Raw genomic sequence first — 19,271 nt, 5'->3', positions numbered from 1 at the left:
AGAAGCAGGTTGCGCGATGTGACGCGCTATCGGCTTCCTTTCCGCGGATCCCTTTTTCGGCTCCTGCGTCCGACTTCTTTCACGCACCACCCTGAGGAACGCTCATGCTGACCGCGCTCGGTTTCGGAATGGTCATCACCTTCATGTACCTGATCATGAGCAAGCGGCTGTCGCCGCTGGTCGCCTTGATCATCGTGCCGATCGTGTTCGCGCTGGCCGGCGGCTTCGGCACCGGCATCAACGAGATGATGCTGGAAGGGATCAAGAAGATCGCGCCGACCGGCGTGATGCTGATGTTCGCGATCCTGTACTTCGGGGTGATGATCGACGCCGGCCTGTTCGACCCGCTGGTGCGGCGCATCCTGCGCTTGGTCAAGGGCGACCCGATGAAGATCGTGGTCGGCACCGCGGTGCTGGCGCTGCTGATCTCGCTCGATGGCGACGGTTCCACCACCTACATGATCACCGTGTCGGCGATGCTGCCGCTGTACCGGCGCATCGGCATGAACGCGCTGAACCTGACCTGCGTGACCATTCTCGCCGGCGGAGTGATGAACCTGACGCCGTGGGGCGGACCGACCGCGCGCGCAGCCACCGCGCTGCACGTGGACCCGGCCGACGTGTTCGTGCCGCTGGTGCCGGCGATGGCGCTGGCGATCGCCGGCATCCTGCTGCTGGCCTGGTACCTGGGCATGCAGGAGCGGCGCCGCCTCGGCGTGGCCGCGCTGCCGGGCGACAGCTGGATGGACAGCAGCGTGGCCGACGACGGCGACGCGCTGCCGACCGTGGAGGACGCCGAGGACATCAAGCGGCCGAAGCTGCTGTGGGTGAACCTGGCGCTGACCCTGGCGCTGATGGCGGCGCTGGTGGTCGGCGTGCTGCCGATGCCGGTGCTGTTCATGATCGGCTTCGCGCTGGCGCTGCTGATCAACTATCCGAACCTGGCCGAGCAGCGCCGGCGCCTGGTCAACCACGCCGGCAACGTGCTGTCGGTGGTGTCGCTGATCTTCGCCGCCGGCGTGTTCACCGGCATCCTGTCCAACACCGGCATGGTCGAAGCGATGTCGCGCAGCTTCCTGGCGGTGATTCCCGACGCCTGGGGCCCGTACCTGGCGGTGATCACCGCACTGGCCAGCATGCCGTTCACCTTCTTCATGTCCAACGACGCGTTCTACTTCGGCGTGCTGCCGATCCTGTCCGAAGCGGCCAGCCACTACGGCATCACCCCGGTGGAAATGGCGCGCGCCTCGCTGGCCGGACAGCCAGTGCACCTGCTCAGCCCGCTGGTGCCCTCGACCTATCTGCTGGTCGGGCTGGCCAAGGTCGATTTCGCCGACCACCAGCGCTTCACCATCAAGTGGGCGGTGCTGGTGTCGTTGCTTTTGATGGGCGGCGGGCTGTTATTCGGTCTCTTTCCGCTGGCCAAGTGAGCGCCGCCCGGGATTCGGAATTGGCATTGGGGATTCGTAGAAGCCACAGCCCGCGCGCCCATCCAATCCCGAATCCCCACTCCCGAATCCCAACTCCGAAGGAGTTCCTCCATGACTCTACGAATCGCCTACGTCACCAGCGGCATGGGCAGCATCGGTACCGCGATCTGCCAGAAGCTGGCGCGCAACGGGCATACCGTGGTCGCCGGTTGCGGCCCCAATTCGCCGCGCAAGTCGGCGTGGCTGCGCGAGCAGCGCGAGCTGGGCTTCGATTTCGTCGCCTCCGAAGGCAACGCCACCGACTGGGACTCCACCGTCGCCGCGTTCGCCAAGGTCAAGGCCGAGGTCGGCGAGATCGACGTGCTGGTCAACAACGCCGGCGGCAGCCGCGACACCTTGTTCCGGCAGATGAGCCGCGAGGATTGGCAGGCGGTGATCGCCAGCAATCTCAACGCGCTGTTCAACATCACCAAGCAGGTGGTGGACGGCATGACCGCGCGCGGCTGGGGCCGTATCGTCAACATCGGCGCGGTCAGCGCGCAGAAGGGCCAGATCGGGCAGATCAACTACGCCACCGCCAAGGCGGCGATGCAGGGCTTCAGCCGCGCGCTGGCGCAGGAAGTGGCCTCGCGCGGGGTGACCGTCAACACGGTGTCGCCCGGCTATATCGCCAGCGCCGCGATCAGCAGTTTTCCGCCGGACGTGCTCGACCGCCTGGCGACCTCGGTGCCGCTGCGCCGGCTCGGCAAGCCCGAAGAAGTGGCCGCGCTGTGCGGCTGGCTGACGTCCGACGAAGCGGCTTACGTCACCGGCGCCGACTATGCAGTCAACGGCGGCTTGCATATGGGCTGACGGCGAAATGCGGCGGCCGGATGGCCGCCATCCTGCGCCGCGTCCCCGCTCCCCGCGTGCGCTGGCGGCTGCGCCGATCGGCCGGACGCGGTGTTCGCCGCGTCCGATGCGAGTGCGCTGCGTGCGATCGGCACCCACTTCCGGCATAGCACCGACTGCCACCGGCCAGCGTCCGCGGATGAGCTTCGACGACACCGCGCCGGCCGCGCTCAGCTCACTTCGCCAGCAAGCCCAACAGGGCCTTGGCCGCCTCTTCGGACGAGGCCGGGTTCTGGCCGGTAACGAGCCGACCATCCACCACCACGTGCACGCCCCAGTCGGCACCCTTCTCGTACAGGCCGCCCAGCCGCTGGAACTCGTCCTCGATCAGGAACGGCACCACCTCGGTCAACCCGACCGCCGCTTCCTCGCCATTGGTGAAACCGGTGACGCGGCGGCCCTTGACCAGCGGCGTGCCGTCGGCAGCCGTGACCCGGCGCAACGCGCCCGGCGCATGGCAGACGAAGCCGATCGGCTTGCCGGCACATTCGAACGCCTCGATCAGCGCGATCGAGGTCTGATCTTCGGCCAGGTCCCACAACGGGCCGTGGCCGCCGGGATAGAACACGCTGTCGTAGTCTTCCATCCGCACGTCGGCCAGCGGCCGCGTGTTCGCCAGTTGCTGCTGCGCCGCCGGATCGGCCTTGAAGCGGCGCGTGGCGTCGGTCTGCGCATCGGCCGCATCGCTCTTCGGGTCCAGGGGCGGCTGCCCGCCCTTGGGCGAGGCCAGCGTGATCTCGGCGCCGGCATCCTTGAACACGTAGTACGGCGCGGCGAATTCTTCCAGCCAGAAGCCGGTCTTGTGGCCGGTGTCGCCGAGGCGGTCGTGCGAGGTCAGCACCATCAGGATCTTCATGCGGGTGTCCTTTTGCGTGGGGAACGGTGGCCATGCGCAGGCAGGCCGGGCGCGCAGTATCTGCACGCGACCATTCGCGGCGGGTGAGCGTTGCGTGGCGGCGTTCAGGCGCCGCCGGTGCCGTCCAGCTGGTCCATGCGGATGCGGTTGGCGAACAACGAGAACGCCAGCATGCCGGCCAGGCCGCTGGCCCGCGCGACCCAGGTCGGCAGCCAGCGCGGCGGCGCCAGCACGCCGCTCTCGAACAGTGGCGCGAACGCGGCCACGTCCTCCAGTGCCATCTTGCCGGCGAACAGCCAGCGGCACAGCGGCAGGCGATCGCGCTGCAGGGCCTGGCGGAAGAAGGTGTGCACCGAGACCAGCCCGCGCAGATACACAGTGTCCTTGGTGAAGGCGGCACCGCCGCCGGTCGGCACGCCGCGGAACACGCGCTGCGCCGAGGAGAAACTCTCCGCCGGCGACTGCCCGGCCGCATCGAAATAGCGGAACACCTCGACGAAATCGGCGCCGCCGCGCGCCAGCGCGATCGCCTCGATGCGCAGGCTGATCCGCTTCATGCGCTCGATATCGATGCTGCCGGTGATCTGCTCGGCGAAGGTCGCCAGGCCCTCCTGCGTGGCGGTGACCCGCGGCGACGACAAGGCCAGACTCGGCAGGTGCACCTGCTCGCGGCCATTGAGCGCGGTCAGCGAATGCACCAGCGCCTCGTGGTGGAACAGCTGCGCGCGATCGTAGTCGCTGAACGACGCGCCGGAGCGCAGGCGGATGCGGTGCGCGCCGGCCGCGGCCTTGGCCAGCAGTTGCGGATCCAGCTCCACCGCGATCACCCGTTCGCCGAAGAATGCGTCCAGGTCGCGCTGCAGTTGCAGGCGCAGCGCCGTCGCCGAGACCGGCACCTGCTCTTCGGCCGACAGCAGTTCGCGATCCAGTTCCTGCGCGATGCGGATGAAGTGACCGGCGGCATCGCGGGTGGTCGGGCCATGCCCGGGCATCGGATCCTCGGGCACACCGAACAGCTGTGCCGAGTACGTGCCGACCGCCGCCGTGCCCAGCGACTCCAGCAACGCCGCGGCCAGGTCCCAGCTATGCGCGGAAGCTTGCAGATACGCACCCAGCGGATGCGTCGGATCCGCCGCCTGCGCGATCGCCGCCAGCTCGCGGCGCGTGTCGGCGAAATCCAGCCGCGGATACTGCACCTGCGGCAGCTGCGGCTGGCCGCGCGCCACGCTGTCCAGGAACGGCGCCTGCACCGCCGCCGGCCAGCTCGCCAGCGCCAGCAGGCGGATGCCGCGCACCGCCTTGACCAGGCGCGCATCCAGCGTGGCATGGTGCAGGATCTCGGCGGGCAGCGCGGTCATCGCGAGCGTAGCGGGCGGAGGCGGCCGGTCAGCGGCGCTGGTTGCGCGGCGGCGGCCGCTTGCCGCCGGGCTTGCCGGAGCCGGGCCGCCCCGACCTGGCGGCGTCCGCGTTCTGCGCCTGGCGCTGCGCCAGCTTGCTGGCGGCGCCGGCGACTTCCTCGCGCAGCTTCATGTAGTTGGCCAGCCGCGCCTCCTCGATCTCGCCGCGCTCGATCGCCGCCTGCACCGCACAGCCCGGCTCGGCCTGGTGTGCGCAATCGTTGAAACGGCACTGCGCGGCCAGCGCCTCGATGTCGGCGAACCCGCCTTCGGCCAGGTCTTCCTCGCCGGTGGGCTTGAGTTCGCGCATGCCCGGGGTGTCGATCAGGCAGGCGCCGGACGGCAGCGGCAGCAGCGCCCGGTGGGTGGTGGTGTGGCGGCCGCGCGAATCGTTCTCGCGCACCGCCGCGGTGCGCATCTTCTGCACCCCGAGCAAGGTATTGGTGAGGGTGGACTTGCCGGCGCCGGACGAGCCGACCAGCACCGCCGTGCGCCCGGCACCCAGCCATGGCCGCAACGCCGCCACGCTGTCGGCGTCCTTGGCGTTGACGGTCAGCAGCGGAATGTTCTGCGCCGCCAGCTCTTCCAGCACCGCCAATGCATCGTCGGCGTATTCGGTCAGATCGGCCTTGGTCAGGATCACCACCGGCTCGGCGCCGCCACCGCCCACCAGCAGCAGGTAGCGCTCGATGCGCCGCGGATTGAAGTCCGCATCCAGGCCGCAGACGATGAACACGGTATCGATATTGGCCGCGATCACCTGCTGGTGGTAGTGCTCGCCGGCCGCGCCGCGCTTGATCGCGGTGCGCCGCGGCAGCAGCGCGACGATGCGCTTGCCGTCCTCCAGCAACACCCAGTCGCCGACCGCGGCGCGCTCGTGGCTGGGGAAGCGCGGCCGCTGCCATTCCGGCAGCGACTCGACCTTGAAGCCGGTCTCCACCGCATCGGCCACCACGTAGCCGGTGCGATGCTGCTCGCTGACCCGCGCCGGCCGCGCCAGCGGATGCGCGGCCATCGCCGCCAGCCAGGCCGGCTCTTCCGGCATGCCGGGCCAGGGCCAGCCGATGGGGCGCAGGGCGTCGAAGTCGATCTGGGGGGAAGTCATGGGGCGGATTCTAGACGGTGCGGGCCCCGGCCCGGCCGCCGTGTCACATTTCCGCTACCATGCCGGTTCCACGCCCCCACCGGCCTATGCGATGCCCACCCTGCCGATCAAGCCGCTCGCGATCCGCGAACGCCTGTCCGAAGTCCGCTACGAGATCCGCGGCGAACTGGCGCGGCGAGCCCGGGAGCTGGAGGCGCAGGGGCGCAAGCTGATCAAGCTCAACATCGGCAATCCCGGCGCGTTCGGGTTCCGCGCGCCGGAGCACCTGCAGCGCGCGATCGCCGACGACATGGGCCGCACCGATCCCTATACCCACCAGCAGGGCCTGCCCGAGGCGCGCGAGGCGATCGCCGCGGCCTATGCGCGGCGCCAGCACCCGGACGCGCATCCGGACCGCATCTTCATCGGCAACGGGGTCAGCGAGCTGATCGACCTGTCGCTGCGCGCGCTGCTCAATCCCGGCGACGAAGTGCTGGTGCCCTCGCCCGACTACCCGCTGTGGTCGGCCGCCACCATCCTCAACGACGGCCGCCCGGTGTATTACCGCTGCGCGCCGGAGAACGGCTTCCAGCCCGATCCGGTGGAGATCGAGACGCTGGTGTCCTCGCGCACCCGCGCCATCGTGCTGATCAACCCGAACAATCCCAGCGGCGCCAGCTATTCGCGCGAACTGCTGGAGAAGATCGTCGCCATCGCGGCCAAGCACAACCTGCTGCTGATGGTCGACGAGATCTACGACCAGGTGCTGTACGACGGCGCCGACTTCGTGCCGGTCGCGCCGCTGGCCGGCGAGCACCCGTGCATCAGTTTCGGCGGCCTGAGCAAGGTGCACCGCGCCTGCGGCTGGCGGGTGGGCTGGGCGCTGCTGTCCGGCGCCGCCGAGCGCGTCACCGAGTTCCGCAACGCGATGGACCTGCTCGGCGCGCTGCGGCTGTGCGCCAATGTGCCGGGCCAGTACGCGATCGACGCCGCGGTCAACGGCCCGGACACGATCTCGCCGCTGTGCGCGCCGGGCGGGCGCCTGTACGAAACCCGCCGCGCGGTGATCGAGGCCTGCGCGGCCAGCGAGCACCTGGCGCTGGTGCAGCCGGCCGGCGCGCTGTACGCGTTCCCGGCGGTGGTCGGCGCGGCCGCGCGCAATTTCGACGACCACGACTTCGCGCTGGAGCTGATGAACGACGAAGGCGTGCTGGTGGTGCCCGGTTCCAGCTTCAACGTGCCCTACCGCCACCATTTCCGCGTGACCCTGCTGCCGGAAGCGGCGGTGATGCGCGAGGTGTTCGCGCGCATCGACCGGGTGCTGGCGCGCCGCGCCGACGCGGCGACCAAAGTGGTGCCGCTGAAGCCGCGCAGTGTGGCTGTGGGGCGGTGAATCGGGAATGGGGAATCGGGAATGGGCAAAGCGTGCGCCGTTCCTGCGACCCGAGCCCCGGTGAGTTGGCAGCCTTTGGTACCGCGTAGATGAGCCAGGGCAGTTTCGCCACGCTCCACCAGGCCCCGCTGCGCTATCTGGCGCTGGGTGATTCCTACACGATCGGCGAAGGCGTGGCCGACAGCGGGCGCTGGCCGATGCAACTGGCCGCGGCGCTGCGTCACGACGGCATCGCCATCGACGATCCGCAGATCGTCGCCACCACCGGCTGGACCACCGACGAACTCGACGCCGGCATCGACGCGGCCGCACCGCAAGGTCCGTTCGCGCTGGTGACGCTGCTGATCGGGGTCAACAACCAGTATCGCGGGCGCGCGCTCGACGACTACCGCGCGCAGTTCGCCGCGCTGCTGCAACGCGCGATCGGCTTCGCCGACGGCCAGCCGCGGCGGGTGCTGACGGTGTCGATTCCGGACTGGGGCGTGACCGCGTTCGCGCAGACGCCCGAACACGATCCGGCGCGCATCGGCGCGCAGATCGATGCATTCAATGCGGCCGCGCAGGCCTGCTGCCGGGCGCGTGCGGTGCGCTTCGTCGACATCACCGCGGCCAGCCGCGATGGCGGCGGCAGCGCGGCGATGCTGGCCGCCGACGGCCTGCATCCGTCGGCGGCGATGTATGCGCGCTGGACCGGCCTGCTGTTGCCCGCGGTGCGCGATGCGTTAGCCTAGCGACGTACGACGCCCCGCTGCCAAGGACCGACATTGCGCGACGCCAGCACCATCCAGCCCATGACCCGCCTGCAGGCCCTGGCCATCGCCCGCGCCTTCCTGCCGACGCATCCGCTAGGCAATCGCTACGACTACTACTACACCCGCACCAAGCTGCGCACCGACCCGCTCTACCCCGGCGTGCTCGCCGCGCTGCGCGGCACCGAAGCGCCTGTCCTGGATCTGGGCTGCGGCCTGGGCCTGCTCGCGCATGCGCTGCGCGCCGACGGCCAGCGGCAGCGCTACCACGGCGTGGACATCGACGCGGCGAAGATCCGCCGCGCGATCCGCATCGCCGAGCGCAGCGACCTGCACGACGCCGATTTCGAGGTGGTCGACCTCGGCCAGGCCTGGCCCGAACACAGCGGCAGCGTCGCGATCCTGGACGTGCTGCAGTACCTGGACGCGGCCATGCAGGCCAACCTGATCCGCAGCGTGGCGAAAATGCTCACGCCCGGCGCCAAGCTGGTGATCCGCAGCGGGCTGGGCGATACCAGCGGCCGCGGTCGCACCAGCCGCATCACCGACGTGCTCGCGCATCTGGCCGGCTGGATGCAGGAAGTGCCCAAGTGCTATCCCACCCGCGACAGCCTGGAACGTCAGCTCGGCGATGCCGGATTGCGCGCCACCTTCGCGCCGCTGTACGGCAACACCCCGTTCAACAACTGGCTGATCGTGGCCAAACCGCGCTGATGTGGCCGGCCACGCGCTCGGCCTGACCCGGAACGCCAGAATCTGTTCGTTTTCGCACCGCGGTTCGGGTACAGAACCATTGCGTCCGCTGGACGGACCTGGGAAAGGCAGCAGGCGCTGCCAAAAAAACAGATGGCGCATGTCGCGCTGCCCCGACCGTGCCCGATCGGGGCGGCCATACGCCATCGCATCGGCCAGCGGCACGCTGCGCTGGCACTGGCACAGCGCATTCCCCGCTGATTCGCCCTTCTGCCCCCTGGGCTGCAGCGGCTCCCTACGGCCGGGTGCGCAACGCCTGGAAGGCGATGGCCGCTGCCGCCGCCGATTCGCGTTTGGGTTCAGACAGGGGAAGGTGCGGTTCCGGAGGAGGACAGCAAGGATGTTCAGGATCTGGGTATTCGGCTCGGTGTCGATCGCCTATGGCGATGCGCGCGCGGTTGCGGTGTCGGGACGCTGCGGCAGCCTGCTCGCCTATCTGGCGCTGGGCCAGCGGCGCTATTTCAGCCGCAGCGAACTGCTCGCCAACCTGTGGCCCGAGCGCGACGCCTGCGCGTCCAGCGGCTCGTTCAACACGGCGCTATGGCGCCTGCGGCGAATCGTGGAAACGCCGCCGCTGCGGCACGGCGATCTGATCGTCAGCGATCGCCGCGGCGCCATCGGCCTGGACGGCCCCACGGAGATCTGGCTGGATGTGGCCGAGTTCTCCAGCCTGGTCGGGCCGGCGCTGAGCAAGCCGCCGGAACGGATGAGCGAGGTGGACATCGAGGCGCTGCGCCGCGGCGTGGCCCTGTACCGCTCCGACATCCTGATGGACCTGACCGACGACTGGGCGCTGCGCGAGCGCGAGCGGCACCGCCGCAGCTATCTCAACGCGTTGTGGCGGCTGATGCAGCTGGCGCGGCTGCGCCACGACTATGCCGACGGCATCCGTCATGCGCAGGCGATCCTCGACCACGACCCCCTGCGCGAGGATGTGCACCGGGAACTGATGCAACTGTTCGAACTCAACGGACAGCGCGCGCACGCCCTGCGCCAGTTCGAACGCTGCCGCGATCTGTTGCGCCGCGAACTGGCGATCCAGCCGATGCGCGAAACCCTGAGCCTGTATCAGCGCATCGCCGACGGCGCGATCGGCGCGGCGGCGGAACCGCATGCGGCCTACGCCGGCTTCGCCGTCCCGGCCACAATGCCGATGCCGACGCCGATGCCCAGCGCCGCCATGCAGGCGCAATGGCTGATCGAGACCGCCCGCCGCGGCCTGGCCTCGGCCGATGCGCAGTTGCAGCTGAGCCTGCAATTCCTGGAACACTGAGCGCGCAGACCGCGTTCCCGCCGACGGCGTGGGCACTGGCTGCCCGCGCCGCGTCACCGTGTCGCGCCTGTCCTGGCAGACGCCAGCCACGCCAGTCACCGCGGCGCATGCCGCGTTCGTCCTCCCCCCGGCATTTGGGCACCTCTAATAACCCCAAAAGCATGTCGATGCACTTGCGAAACGCCGATACGCCCAGCCCGCAGGTTCCGGCATCGATACGTTCGAGATGCCATGAAGTGGCAAAGGCGCACTGGCGGTAGACCCGGTGGCGTTGCGGCCGCGTTTTTCATGGACGCCCTGGCATCACGGCCACTTCGTCCTCCTGTCGCGGCTGAAGCCGCTCCTACAAGAGCAGGCGCACATGTGTAGGAGCGGCTTCAGCCGCGACAGAAAAAAAGGAACACGTCATCGCCACGTGCAGCGTGCAGCTTCAGGAACGGAGTTATCAGAGGTGCCCATCTGCCGACAGCCCCGGCGGCGTATGTCTGCGCCGCGTCTCGCCGCATGCTTCCGGGATGCGCATCACTGCGACATCACCACCCTCACGGATGCGGTGAGACGGCGGTGATGCGCCGGTGACACTGCGGTGAGCGCGGCCGCCTAGGGTGGCTGCAACCCGATGGAAACGCGGCAATGGCATTGCTCGAGGACCGCACCGCCGTCTTCATCATCCGCATCTGGTGCGAGCGCGGCGATGCCGACAGCGCACTGGGCGAATGGCGCGGCTCGGTGGAACACGTGCAGACCGGGGAACGCCGCTTCTTCCGCCACCTCGAACATGCCCTCGCCTTCATGCAGCCGCACCTGCAAGGCATCGGCATCGACGGGCGGCAACGGTTCTGGGAACGCATCGCCGCGGCGATCGATCCCGAACCCGGCGACGGCGCCGCGCTGGAAGCGGTGGCCCTCCCCGTGACCGTCTCGCCGCCCCGCCCACGCAAACGCCGCTAGGAGTGCGTCATGGCCCTGATCCGCGCCACCCGCGATACCGTCAACGATCGCTTCAACGTGCTGAGCTTCAGCGTCCGCACCGAGAATCCGCTGTTCGAGATCGGCCTGGCGACCGATCCGCAGCTGCTCAAGCCGGAGAATCGCGCGCAGCGCACCGCGCGCAACTTCTTCTCCAGCCGCATCCAGCCGCGCAGCAAGGACCGCGAGGCGATGTACCTGGTGCCGCCGAGCGTGATGGCGCGCTTCGTCGGCCAGCCGCGGCTGTACTTCGGGCTGGTCACCTACAGCGATCGCAACCGCAGCCAGCCGATCGAAGTGAACCTGCCCGATCGCGGCAGCATGTACGTCAGCCTGGCCGGGCTCAGCGAGCGCAGCCTGCGCCGCGCCACGCGCAGCGGCGACAGCGGCAACTACGGCAACGGCGGCATCGACCTGGGCTGGGGCGGCGACGCCGCAGCGCCCGCCACCGGCAACAGTGGCTCCGCGGCCACCGCACCGAACGCCGGCGGCGGCACCACCGGCACGCGCGGCGGCTACAGCGATGGCTATTCGGACGAGCTATGGCAGCAGCAACCTGCCCCGCCCGCCAGCAACGGCGCGGGCAATGCAGCGCCGCCTGCACAGGCGCCCGCAGCGGCGCCTGCTGCGCCCGCCGCCTCCAGCCCCGCCGCGCCGACCGCTTCGGCGCAAGCCTGGCGCGCCCGCAGCCTGGCGCAGGACACCGCATCCGACCCCGACGCCGCCTACGGCATCGAAGGCCCCATTCCGGACGACACGCTCAGCGCCGGCAGCCTGGGCCTGCGCACGCTCGCCTCGCCGTTGGGCGCACCCGCGCCGCAATACCCGCAGGCCAGCCGCTTCGTCGCCGCCAACCCGACCAACTACCGCGCGTCGAGCGCGCCGCGCAGCATCGAACGCATCGTGCTGCACATCACCGATGGCGGCGCCAGGATCGACGGCACGCTGGGCTGGTTCCAGAATCCGGCGGCGCGGGTCAGCGCGCATTACGTGATCGGCCAGGACGGCGAAGTGGTGCAGATGGTGCGCCACGAGGATGTCGCCTGGCATGCGCGCAGCGCCAACGGCAACAGCATCGGCATCGAGCACGTGGCCAACACGCGCGGCCTGCGCCCGAGCCAGGCGCAGCTGTGCGCGTCGGCGGCGCTGGTGCTGTGGCTGTGCGAGCGCTACGGCATTCCCGCCGACCGCACGCACATCCTCGGCCATGCCGAGGCCGATCCGCAGACCAGCCATCGCGGCTGCCCGGATGCGGTGTGGGAGTGGCCGGCGTACATGCAGTCGATCACCAGCCGCAGTTGCCTGGCCGGGCCCGCAGCGGCCACCGCGCAGGGTCTGGCCGTGCGCGGCGCCGCACCGCGCAGGGCCACGGCACCGGCGCAGGCGATGCGCGTGGTCGGGCCGTACTACCGGCCCAGCGGCTGGCTGGACGCGCTGCGTGCGCAGCTGGAATTCTTCGCCGGCAGCGCGCAATGGCTGCTCGGCGTGGACGACACCAGCGTGCCGCCGCACAGCGCGATCTGCCAGGCGCGGCGCGTGGACGGCAGCGAGGGCGGCGCAGCGCACGGCAGCGCGTTCTTCATCGGCCCGCGCCTGCTGCTCACCGCCGCGCACGTGGTCGACGGGCAGGACGAACTGATCATCGTGCCGGGCAAGAACGGCGCCGGCAGCGACAGCGCCGGCGAACCGCGCGGGCGGTTCCGCGTCGGTGCCGCCGACATGCAGATGCATCCGGCCTATAGCGCGGACAACCGCGACTTCGACATGGCGTTGATCCGGGTGCCGGCCGGCGCCGCCGCGCCGGACTATTTCGACCTGGTCGAGGAGCTGACCCAGTCGCGGCCGGAGGACGTGGTGGTGTGCGGCTACTCGGCCTATTCGCCGGACAGCAGCGCGATCGGCGGGCTGGTCAATGCGGTCATCGATCCCGACAAGCAGCACCTGCACGGCGGCCATATCCGTTCGCTGCCCAGCGAGGAGACGTTCGACTACGACCTGCAGTCGCTCGGCGGCGCCAGCGGTTCGCCGGTGTACTACATCGAAGCCGGCGACGTGCCGCGCGCCCACATGGTCGGCGTGCACGTGGCTCCCGCCACCGCCACCACCAATCTGGGCTGCCGGATCACCGCCGGCAAGCTGGCCTGGATCCGCCAGCAGGCGGCCGCCTGGGGCCAGACCGTGGCGTTCTCGCTGGGCGCGCGTGCGCTGGCGCAGGAGGCGGCCGCTACAAGCGAGGCCGAGATCGATCCGGATGCGTTCGGCATCTGCGAAGACGAACCCACCGACAGCGTCGCCGCCGGCGCGCAAGCGCTGCGCGCGAACACACTGCAGGCGCCCGCGCCCGACTACCCCGGCGCCAGCCGCTTCGCCCCGGCGCATGCGCGCAATTTCCGCCGCGGCCGCCGCGCCGGCAGCAGCGTGGACCGCATCGTCATCCACATCACCGCCGGCGGGCCGCGCATCGACGGCACCATCGCCTGGTTCCAGAACGGCGACCGGCCCAACGTCAGCAGCGCGCACTACATCGTCGGCCGCGACGGCGAAGTGGTGCAGATGGTGCGCAACGCCGACACCGCCTACCACGCCAGCGCCGCCAATTCGCGCAGCGTCGGCATCGAGCATTGCGCCAACAAGCCCAGCCGCGGCAATCCGCGCGACCTGCCGCTCACCGAGCCGCAATACCAGGCCTCCGCGCAGCTCGTGGCATGGCTGTGCGCGCAATTCGGCATCGCCGCCGATCGCGAGCACATCGTCGGCCACTACGAGATCTCCCCCCGCGACAACCACGATTGTCCTTCCTCGATCTGGGACTGGGACCACTACATGGCCTGCGTGCAGCAGGCGCTGGCCGAGCGCAGCGCGCACGCGACAACCGCACAGAGCCTGGCCACGCGCGGCTATGCGCGCGCACAGGAAATCATCACCCCGTTCTACGACCCGAGCGATCCGGCCACCGCGCTGACCTGCCAGGACGATGCCTTCAGCCAGGCGCGCGAGGAATGGTTCATCGGGGTCGAGGACACCCGCGCGTTCCCGCATTCGGCGATCTGCCAGCTGGTGTCGGACGACGGCACCGGCACCGGTTTCTACATCGGCCGCAACCGCATCCTCACCTGCGCACACAACCTGCACGGCAGTTCGCAGGTCACCATCGTGCCCGCGCTCAACGGCACCGGCAACGCGCCGTTCGGCAGCTGCACGGTGCCGGCGTCGTCGTGGCGGCTGGCGCCGGGCTATGCCTCGTCCAGCGACAGCGAGCGCGACCTGGCGGTGATCGAGAACGTGCCGATCGAGGCGCCCAACGGCCGGTGGTTCCGCTTCCTGCAGGCGACTCCGTCCGAGCATATGCCGCTTGTCGTCTGCGGCTATTCGCGGAGCTCGGACGCGGTGCCGGAACTGACCGCGCTGATGAACGGCGACAAGCAGCACCTGCACGGCGGCTACGCGCGGGCAATGAGCAGCGCCGAGCTGATCGAATACCCGATCCTGACCCTGCATCGCGCCAGCGGCGCGCCGGTGTACGCGCTGGACCGCAGCAGCGGCCAACTGGAGGCGCGGGTCTGCGCGGTGCACATCTCCGGCGCGCCGGCGGCGCAGGGGCTGAACCGCGGTTGCTTCCTCACCCCCGCCAAGCTCGCATGGATCGAAGGCAGCAGCAGCGCGTTCGCGCTGCCGGGCACGGCGCGTACGCTGGGCGCCGAACCGCGCTACGACGTGCCGCTGATCCCGCAACCGGACAAGGACGCGTGCTGGGCCGCGTCGATGGCGATGCTGCTGTCGTACCGCCGCCATGCCTCGATCGCGCCGGAGACGCTGGCCGCCGAAGTCGGCCAGTCGCTGAGCACTTCGTACGACTGGGCGCTGCTGGATGCGGTGAAGGCACGCTACGGCTTCGTCGCCATCGAGCAGCCGTCCAACGCCAGCCTGTACCACACACCGCAGCAATGGGCCGACTGGCTAAGTGCGCACGGCCCGTTGTGGGTGGTGATCGTCGGCGCGCCGCATGCGGTGGTGCTGGCCGGCATCCGCGGCAACCTCGCCGATCCGGCGGCCACCCAGGTGCTGCTGCTCAATCCCTGGGACACGCGGGTGGCGTTCGACAACGACCCGGTCGCGTTCAATCCGCCCAACGCCGGTTACGCCGACTGGCTGCCGTTCCAGGATTTCGCCTCGGACTTCGGCAACATGGCCGAACCGGACTACGGCAACTGGCGCGTGCTGTACCTGCCCGCCACCGCGGCCACCGCACAGGGCCTGGGCACCGGCGCGATGCGCTTGGCGCGGCCGCCGGCACCGGCCCGTGCGCTGGACGCCGACCCGGCCGCAGGCCAGGGCGACGAGCCGCTGGAACCCAGCCGCATCGCCGGCACGCGCATGCGCCGCGTGCGCGGCAGCGCCGGCGGCTGCCGCTGGGCGCTGGAGCAGTTGCAGGGCCGCAAGGCGCCGCGGAGCGGCGGCAGCGGGCCCAGCAGCCTTGCCGGCGGCGACGTGCGCATCGCGCTCGACGACTGGCCGGCGATCGACGGCGCGGCCACGCCGCTGCCGCTGACGGTGCGCTTCTACGCCGAGGCCGGCAGCGTCGGCGAGGTGCGGATCGACGCCGGCGTGCCGGCGCGCCTGGACTACGGCGTGGAGGTGAGCGCCCGCATCGACGACGCCGAGGACGTGGGCAATGTCGCCACGCTGAAGGTCTCCATCGACTACCGCTTCAGCGGCCTGGCCCAGGGCAATCCCGCCGCCAGCATCGAACTGCGCCTGCTCGGCGATGGCCGCTACGAGCGGATCAACCGCTGGACCGCGCAGCCGGCCGGCGCCGCGGTGGCGGCCTGAGAGCGATGAACGCCAGCGCCCGCCCCGGCAGCCGCATCTTCCCGCCACGCGCCAGCGTGCCGGCGGTGCGCGCGCTGGCCGAGGCGGCGCCGGCCGCCGCTCCTACATCGGCACCGGCACCGGCCACGGTCAAGCCGCAGGCCACCGAGAGCATCGCCCAGCGCACCGGCGCGATGGTCAACGAAGTGGATTTCCCCGGCTTCGTCGCGCAGTTGGTGCACGGCACCTTCGACGCCATCGTCGATGCCTCGATCCGGCAGATGGAAAGCTATTCGAGCATGGTCGCGGCGGTGGCCAAGACGGTGGACCAGTTCACCGAGGAAAACGTCACCCCGAACCAGGCCCGTGACTGGCTGGCCGCGCACTACCCCGGCGACGTGCAGCTGCTGCTGCCCGATGGCGGCGCGCGCACCCAGCCGCAACTGCTGCCGCGCAGCGAAGGCCTGCGCCCGGCGTGGCTGTCGGCCTACGGCGTGGAAGACGAGGAACTCACCGCGGACCTGCTGGAGAACACCGTGCTGCCGCAGGTGCGGCTCAAGGTCGGCGGCGAGCGCCAGCAGCTGCTGGCGACGATGGTGCTGCTGGGCATGAACCGGGTGGTGGTGCGCGACGGCAGCATCAGCAGCAAGGTGATGTTCCGCGCCGCCGCGCAGGACGCGGCCAAGGTCGGTTACGCGACCAGCAGCGATCCGGCGCAGCTGGACAAATGGGGTGCGCGCGGGTCGGCCACGCAGACCGCGCAGGCCTCGACCATGGTCTCCACGGTGCAGGTCAACGCGCAGAACGAATCCAACGTGCGCGCCGACCTGTACGGCGAGGTCAAGCTCAACTTCGTCAGCGAAACCCTGCCGCTGGACCGCCTGGCCGATGCCGCCAAGATCGCGCTGGTGCAGCGCCACTCGCCGACGCTGGGTCCGCCCGTGTCGTCGGCGGCGCCAGCCGCGGCCGCCGCCGCGCCCGCCGCCCTGCCGCGTCCTGCCGCCGAAGGAGCACCGTGATGCTGCGCGAACTGTCGCAACTGCTGGACGAACTGCACGACGGCCTGCTCGCGATCGAAGGGCGCGCCGGGTTGCAGCTGACCCAGGTGGAGATGACCCTGCCGCTGGAACTGCGCCCGATCCTGCGCGACGGCGGCTGCCGCCTGTTGGCCGACGTGCCGCGCAGCCGCACGGTCGACGCATGGCTGGCCGCGCCGTCGAAACTGCGCCTGTGCTGGAGCATCGGAGAGGCCGCATGAGCGCGCAACTGCCCCCGCTGCTGCAGGACGCCGGCGTGCCGTTCGACCTGTTCATCCAGGCCCTGACCGAACAGCTGGACAAGGCGCAGGCGGCGATGACCATCAAGGCGCGGGTCGGCAAGCTGCCGCTGACCTTCGCGGTCAAGGACGTGGCCCTGGACATCCGCGCCTTCGTGCAGATGATCGACGACGACGTGTACCTGCGCCCGGCCGGTCCCGGCGAGAGCGAGGCCAGCACCATCCGCCTGTCGCTGACCACGATCACCAAGCCGATGATCGAGGAGAACGCGGTGGATTTCCGCGCCGAGGACCCCGGCTTCGGGCTCAAGGCCGCGCTCGGCGACCAGATCTCCGACAACGAGCAACGCCAGCTCGAACGCATCGGCGTACGCACCATCACCCAACTCAACGAACTGAAGGAAAGCGCCGGCACCGACGTGATCGCGCGCCTGTCGCGGATGCCGATCAACCGCTTGCAGCAGGCGTTGCTGAAGGCCGCCGCGCCGCGCGTGACCCGCATCGACGACACCGCCGCCGACGGCGAGGCCCCGGCACCGCGCGTGCACCTGAGCGCACCGGGCCTGCGCGCGGCGCGGCTGCCACGGGTGCATGCCGCGGGCCTGGCGGTGCCGGTCAGCGCCGCCGAGGACGGGCGCATGGTGCTGGCGCCGCTGGCCTCGCAACTGGGGTGCGAGGCCGAGCTCGACTTCGGCGACGGCGAGATCGCGCGCGTGCCGTTGCGCAGCGGCGAACTCGGGCAATGGGTGGCGCCATGAACGCCCCGCATCGCCCCCTGCTGGTACCGCGCCGGCTGCTGCTGACGCTCAAGCTCGGCGAGATGCCCGAACACCTGCCCGGGCTGCGCGCGGTGCGCGGCTACGGCGCGGCGATGGGCGACTACGTGGACCGCGGCGCGATCGACCGGCTGCTGCGCCACCACGGCGGTGCGTTCCGCGCCGCGCGCCTGCACAGCGCGCGCCTGCGCCGCAACGACAGCCGCGCGATCGGCGCGCGCCGCTTCGACGAGGCCGAGCAGCTCAGCGGCGTGGCGCGGGTGCTGCGCATCGACCTGCGCGATGGCGAACACCTGCCGACGCTGCTGCGCGCGCTGGCGGAACTGCCGATGGTGGAACGGGTCGGCGCCGATCACCTGTGCGGCCTGCCGTTCGATGCGCGCGATGCCGGCGAGCGCAACGCCGCGCCCGCGCACGACGCCTGGGCGCGCGAGGCGATGCGGCTGCCGCAGGCGCTGCGCCTGGAGCCGGGCGATCCGGCGGTGGTGATTGGCCTGGCCGATACCGGCGTGGCCCTGCAGCACCCGGAGCTGGCCGGGCGCCTGCGCGCCGGCTTCGACAGCGTCGACCTGGATCCGGACAGCGTCGGCGGCCTGGCCCTGGTCGGCGATTTCCGCCGCAGCGGCGAGCGCCCGCAGGACGAAGTCGGCCACGGCAGCGGCTGCGCCGCGATCCTGGTCGCCAACGGCCGCCAGCTGCCGCCGGGCAGCGCCGGTGCCTGCGGGCTGACCCCGGTGCGGGTGCTGGGCGCGGCGCTGGGCAGCGGCGATCGCCGCGTCGGCGTCGGTGCGCTGGACAACATCGACGCCGGCATGAAGCGACTGATCGATCTGGGGGTCAAGGTCATCAACATGAGCTTCGGCACGCCCGAATCGGCGTTGCTGGCGGATGCGCCCAAGCCGCACGAGGAAACCGTGCGCTACGCGCTGGCGCGCGGGGTGGTGCTGGTCGCGGCCAGCGGCAATTCCGGACTGAACGAACGTTTCTATCCCGCCGCGCACGACGGCGTGATCGCGGTGGGCGCGGTCGATCCGGGCCTGGTCCCGGCCGGGTTCAGCACCCGCGGCGCGCATGTCGCGGTGTGCGCGCCGGGCCGCGACATCCGCACCTGTGCGCTGGAGGGCTACCAGGTCGCCTCCGGCACCAGCTTCGCCGCGCCGTTCGTCGCGGCCGTGTGCGGCCTGATGGTGGCGCGCGCGCAGCGTCGCGCCTGGCCGCTGGACAGCCACCTGGCGCGGCGCCTGCTGCACGCCAGCGCGCGGCCGTTCGCCGCCGCCGGGGTGACCGATTGCGGCAGCGGCGTGGTCGATGCGCAGGCGGTGCTGTACGCGCTCGACGCCAGCATCGATGCGCAGATGCGCGAGGCCGGCGAAGACCTCGAGCCCGACGCCACCCCCGCTCCGCTTCCCTCCGCGCCCGTCGCGGCCTGATCTCCCAGACGCTGCCGAGGACACCCTGATGGCGACAACACGCAAACCCTCTCCACGCAAACAGGCACAGGCCGATGCGGCCGCCAAGGCCGCCGCCAGCAAGGCCCGCGCCGCCGCGCGGCGTGCCGCCAAGCGCAGCGCGGAGGTTGCCGCCGTGCAGGCCGCCACCGCAAAACAAGAGGCCG

Annotated in this window: 15 protein-coding genes; 12 read left to right on the top strand and 3 right to left on the bottom strand. The window is 70.8% G+C overall.

Annotation, left to right across the window (positions count from 1 at the left end; genetic code table 11):
* Positions 1-104 precede the first annotated feature (104 nt).
* Both AB3X08_RS04375 and phbB read left to right on the top strand, forming a co-directional pair.
* A complete protein-coding gene (locus AB3X08_RS04375; protein WP_369936486.1) occupies positions 105-1,430 on the top strand; it encodes a CitMHS family transporter in 1,326 nt (441 codons plus the stop codon).
* A gap of 111 nt (positions 1,431-1,541) precedes the next feature.
* Positions 1,542-2,282 carry an acetoacetyl-CoA reductase gene (gene phbB, locus AB3X08_RS04370; protein ID WP_184412063.1) on the top strand — a complete coding sequence of 247 codons (741 nt, stop codon included), beginning with the start codon at positions 1,542-1,544 and terminating at the stop codon, positions 2,280-2,282.
* A gap of 214 nt (positions 2,283-2,496) precedes the next feature.
* On the opposite strand, the gene AB3X08_RS04365 is transcribed toward phbB, so the two are convergent.
* The 3 genes from AB3X08_RS04365 to rsgA form a co-directional block, all read right to left on the bottom strand.
* Positions 2,497-3,177, bottom strand: coding sequence for a type 1 glutamine amidotransferase domain-containing protein (locus AB3X08_RS04365; protein WP_369936485.1), 681 nt, complete (start codon positions 3,175-3,177; stop codon positions 2,497-2,499).
* Between the two features lie 104 nt (positions 3,178-3,281).
* Positions 3,282-4,535 carry a flavohemoglobin expression-modulating QEGLA motif protein gene (locus tag AB3X08_RS04360; RefSeq protein ID WP_369936484.1) on the bottom strand — a complete coding sequence of 418 codons (1,254 nt, stop codon included), beginning with the start codon at positions 4,533-4,535 and terminating at the stop codon, positions 3,282-3,284.
* Positions 4,536-4,563: 28 nt separating this feature from the next.
* A complete protein-coding gene (gene rsgA, locus AB3X08_RS04355) occupies positions 4,564-5,679 on the bottom strand; it encodes a ribosome small subunit-dependent GTPase A (RefSeq protein ID WP_369936482.1) in 1,116 nt (371 codons plus the stop codon).
* Positions 5,680-5,770: 91 nt separating this feature from the next.
* Here rsgA and AB3X08_RS04350 point away from each other — a divergent pair, with 91 nt between their 5' ends.
* The 10 genes from AB3X08_RS04350 to AB3X08_RS04305 all read left to right on the top strand — a co-directional run bounded on the left by AB3X08_RS04350 (position 5,771) and on the right by AB3X08_RS04305 (position 19,086).
* A complete protein-coding gene (locus AB3X08_RS04350; protein WP_369936480.1) occupies positions 5,771-7,051 on the top strand; it encodes a pyridoxal phosphate-dependent aminotransferase in 1,281 nt (426 codons plus the stop codon).
* A gap of 89 nt (positions 7,052-7,140) precedes the next feature.
* Positions 7,141-7,782: an SGNH/GDSL hydrolase family protein gene (locus tag AB3X08_RS04345; RefSeq protein ID WP_369936479.1), complete on the top strand. Its 642-nt coding sequence runs from the start codon at positions 7,141-7,143 to the stop codon at positions 7,780-7,782.
* 60 nt (positions 7,783-7,842) lie between these two features.
* Entirely contained in the window at positions 7,843-8,514 is a 672-nt protein-coding gene (locus tag AB3X08_RS04340; RefSeq protein ID WP_369936477.1) for a methyltransferase domain-containing protein, read from the top strand.
* A 379-nt stretch (positions 8,515-8,893) separates the two neighbouring features.
* On the top strand, positions 8,894-9,826 hold the full coding sequence (locus AB3X08_RS04335; RefSeq protein ID WP_369936476.1) for an AfsR/SARP family transcriptional regulator: 933 nt from the start codon (positions 8,894-8,896) through the stop codon (positions 9,824-9,826).
* 633 nt (positions 9,827-10,459) lie between these two features.
* Positions 10,460-10,777, top strand: coding sequence for a hypothetical protein (locus tag AB3X08_RS04330; RefSeq protein ID WP_184412071.1), 318 nt, complete (start codon positions 10,460-10,462; stop codon positions 10,775-10,777).
* Between the two features lie 9 nt (positions 10,778-10,786).
* Entirely contained in the window at positions 10,787-15,625 is a 4,839-nt protein-coding gene (locus AB3X08_RS04325; RefSeq protein ID WP_369936474.1) for an N-acetylmuramoyl-L-alanine amidase, read from the top strand.
* Positions 15,626-15,630: 5 nt separating this feature from the next.
* Positions 15,631-16,623, top strand: coding sequence for a hypothetical protein (locus tag AB3X08_RS04320; RefSeq protein ID WP_369936472.1), 993 nt, complete (start codon positions 15,631-15,633; stop codon positions 16,621-16,623).
* Entirely contained in the window at positions 16,623-16,862 is a 240-nt protein-coding gene (locus AB3X08_RS04315; RefSeq protein ID WP_369936471.1) for a hypothetical protein, read from the top strand. The genes AB3X08_RS04320 and AB3X08_RS04315 overlap by 1 nt, the downstream gene beginning before the upstream one ends.
* Positions 16,859-17,638, top strand: coding sequence for a hypothetical protein (locus AB3X08_RS04310; protein WP_369936470.1), 780 nt, complete (start codon positions 16,859-16,861; stop codon positions 17,636-17,638). Before AB3X08_RS04315 ends, AB3X08_RS04310 begins: the two co-directional genes overlap by 4 nt.
* Positions 17,635-19,086, top strand: coding sequence for a S8 family peptidase (locus AB3X08_RS04305; RefSeq protein ID WP_369936469.1), 1,452 nt, complete (start codon positions 17,635-17,637; stop codon positions 19,084-19,086). The genes AB3X08_RS04310 and AB3X08_RS04305 overlap by 4 nt, the downstream gene beginning before the upstream one ends.
* The last annotated feature ends 185 nt before the right edge of the window (positions 19,087-19,271 follow it).

This window comes from Xanthomonas sp. DAR 34887 (genome assembly GCF_041245805.1).
GTDB classification, from domain to species: domain Bacteria; phylum Pseudomonadota; class Gammaproteobacteria; order Xanthomonadales; family Xanthomonadaceae; genus Xanthomonas_A; species Xanthomonas_A tesorieronis.
This window is presented reverse-complemented; position numbering and strand designations above follow the sequence as displayed.

What these genes read in the sequence shown, in the direction of transcription:
- AB3X08_RS04305 (WP_369936469.1), top strand. Translation starts at nt 17,635, where the DNA reads ATGAACGCCCCGCATCGCCCCCTGCTGGTACCGCGCCGGCTGCTGCTG.
- AB3X08_RS04350 (WP_369936480.1), top strand. Translation starts at nt 5,771, where the DNA reads ATGCCCACCCTGCCGATCAAGCCGCTCGCGATCCGCGAACGCCTGTCC.
- AB3X08_RS04330 (WP_184412071.1), top strand. Translation starts at nt 10,460, where the DNA reads ATGGCATTGCTCGAGGACCGCACCGCCGTCTTCATCATCCGCATCTGG.
- rsgA (WP_369936482.1), bottom strand. Translation starts at nt 5,679, where the DNA reads ATGACTTCCCCCCAGATCGACTTCGACGCCCTGCGCCCCATCGGCTGG.
- AB3X08_RS04320 (WP_369936472.1), top strand. Translation starts at nt 15,631, where the DNA reads ATGAACGCCAGCGCCCGCCCCGGCAGCCGCATCTTCCCGCCACGCGCC.
- AB3X08_RS04375 (WP_369936486.1), top strand. Translation starts at nt 105, where the DNA reads ATGCTGACCGCGCTCGGTTTCGGAATGGTCATCACCTTCATGTACCTG.
- AB3X08_RS04315 (WP_369936471.1), top strand. Translation starts at nt 16,623, where the DNA reads ATGCTGCGCGAACTGTCGCAACTGCTGGACGAACTGCACGACGGCCTG.
- AB3X08_RS04345 (WP_369936479.1), top strand. Translation starts at nt 7,141, where the DNA reads ATGAGCCAGGGCAGTTTCGCCACGCTCCACCAGGCCCCGCTGCGCTAT.
- AB3X08_RS04325 (WP_369936474.1), top strand. Translation starts at nt 10,787, where the DNA reads ATGGCCCTGATCCGCGCCACCCGCGATACCGTCAACGATCGCTTCAAC.
- AB3X08_RS04310 (WP_369936470.1), top strand. Translation starts at nt 16,859, where the DNA reads ATGAGCGCGCAACTGCCCCCGCTGCTGCAGGACGCCGGCGTGCCGTTC.
- phbB (WP_184412063.1), top strand. Translation starts at nt 1,542, where the DNA reads ATGACTCTACGAATCGCCTACGTCACCAGCGGCATGGGCAGCATCGGT.
- AB3X08_RS04365 (WP_369936485.1), bottom strand. Translation starts at nt 3,177, where the DNA reads ATGAAGATCCTGATGGTGCTGACCTCGCACGACCGCCTCGGCGACACC.
- AB3X08_RS04360 (WP_369936484.1), bottom strand. Translation starts at nt 4,535, where the DNA reads ATGACCGCGCTGCCCGCCGAGATCCTGCACCATGCCACGCTGGATGCG.
- AB3X08_RS04340 (WP_369936477.1), top strand. Translation starts at nt 7,843, where the DNA reads ATGACCCGCCTGCAGGCCCTGGCCATCGCCCGCGCCTTCCTGCCGACG.
- AB3X08_RS04335 (WP_369936476.1), top strand. Translation starts at nt 8,894, where the DNA reads ATGTTCAGGATCTGGGTATTCGGCTCGGTGTCGATCGCCTATGGCGAT.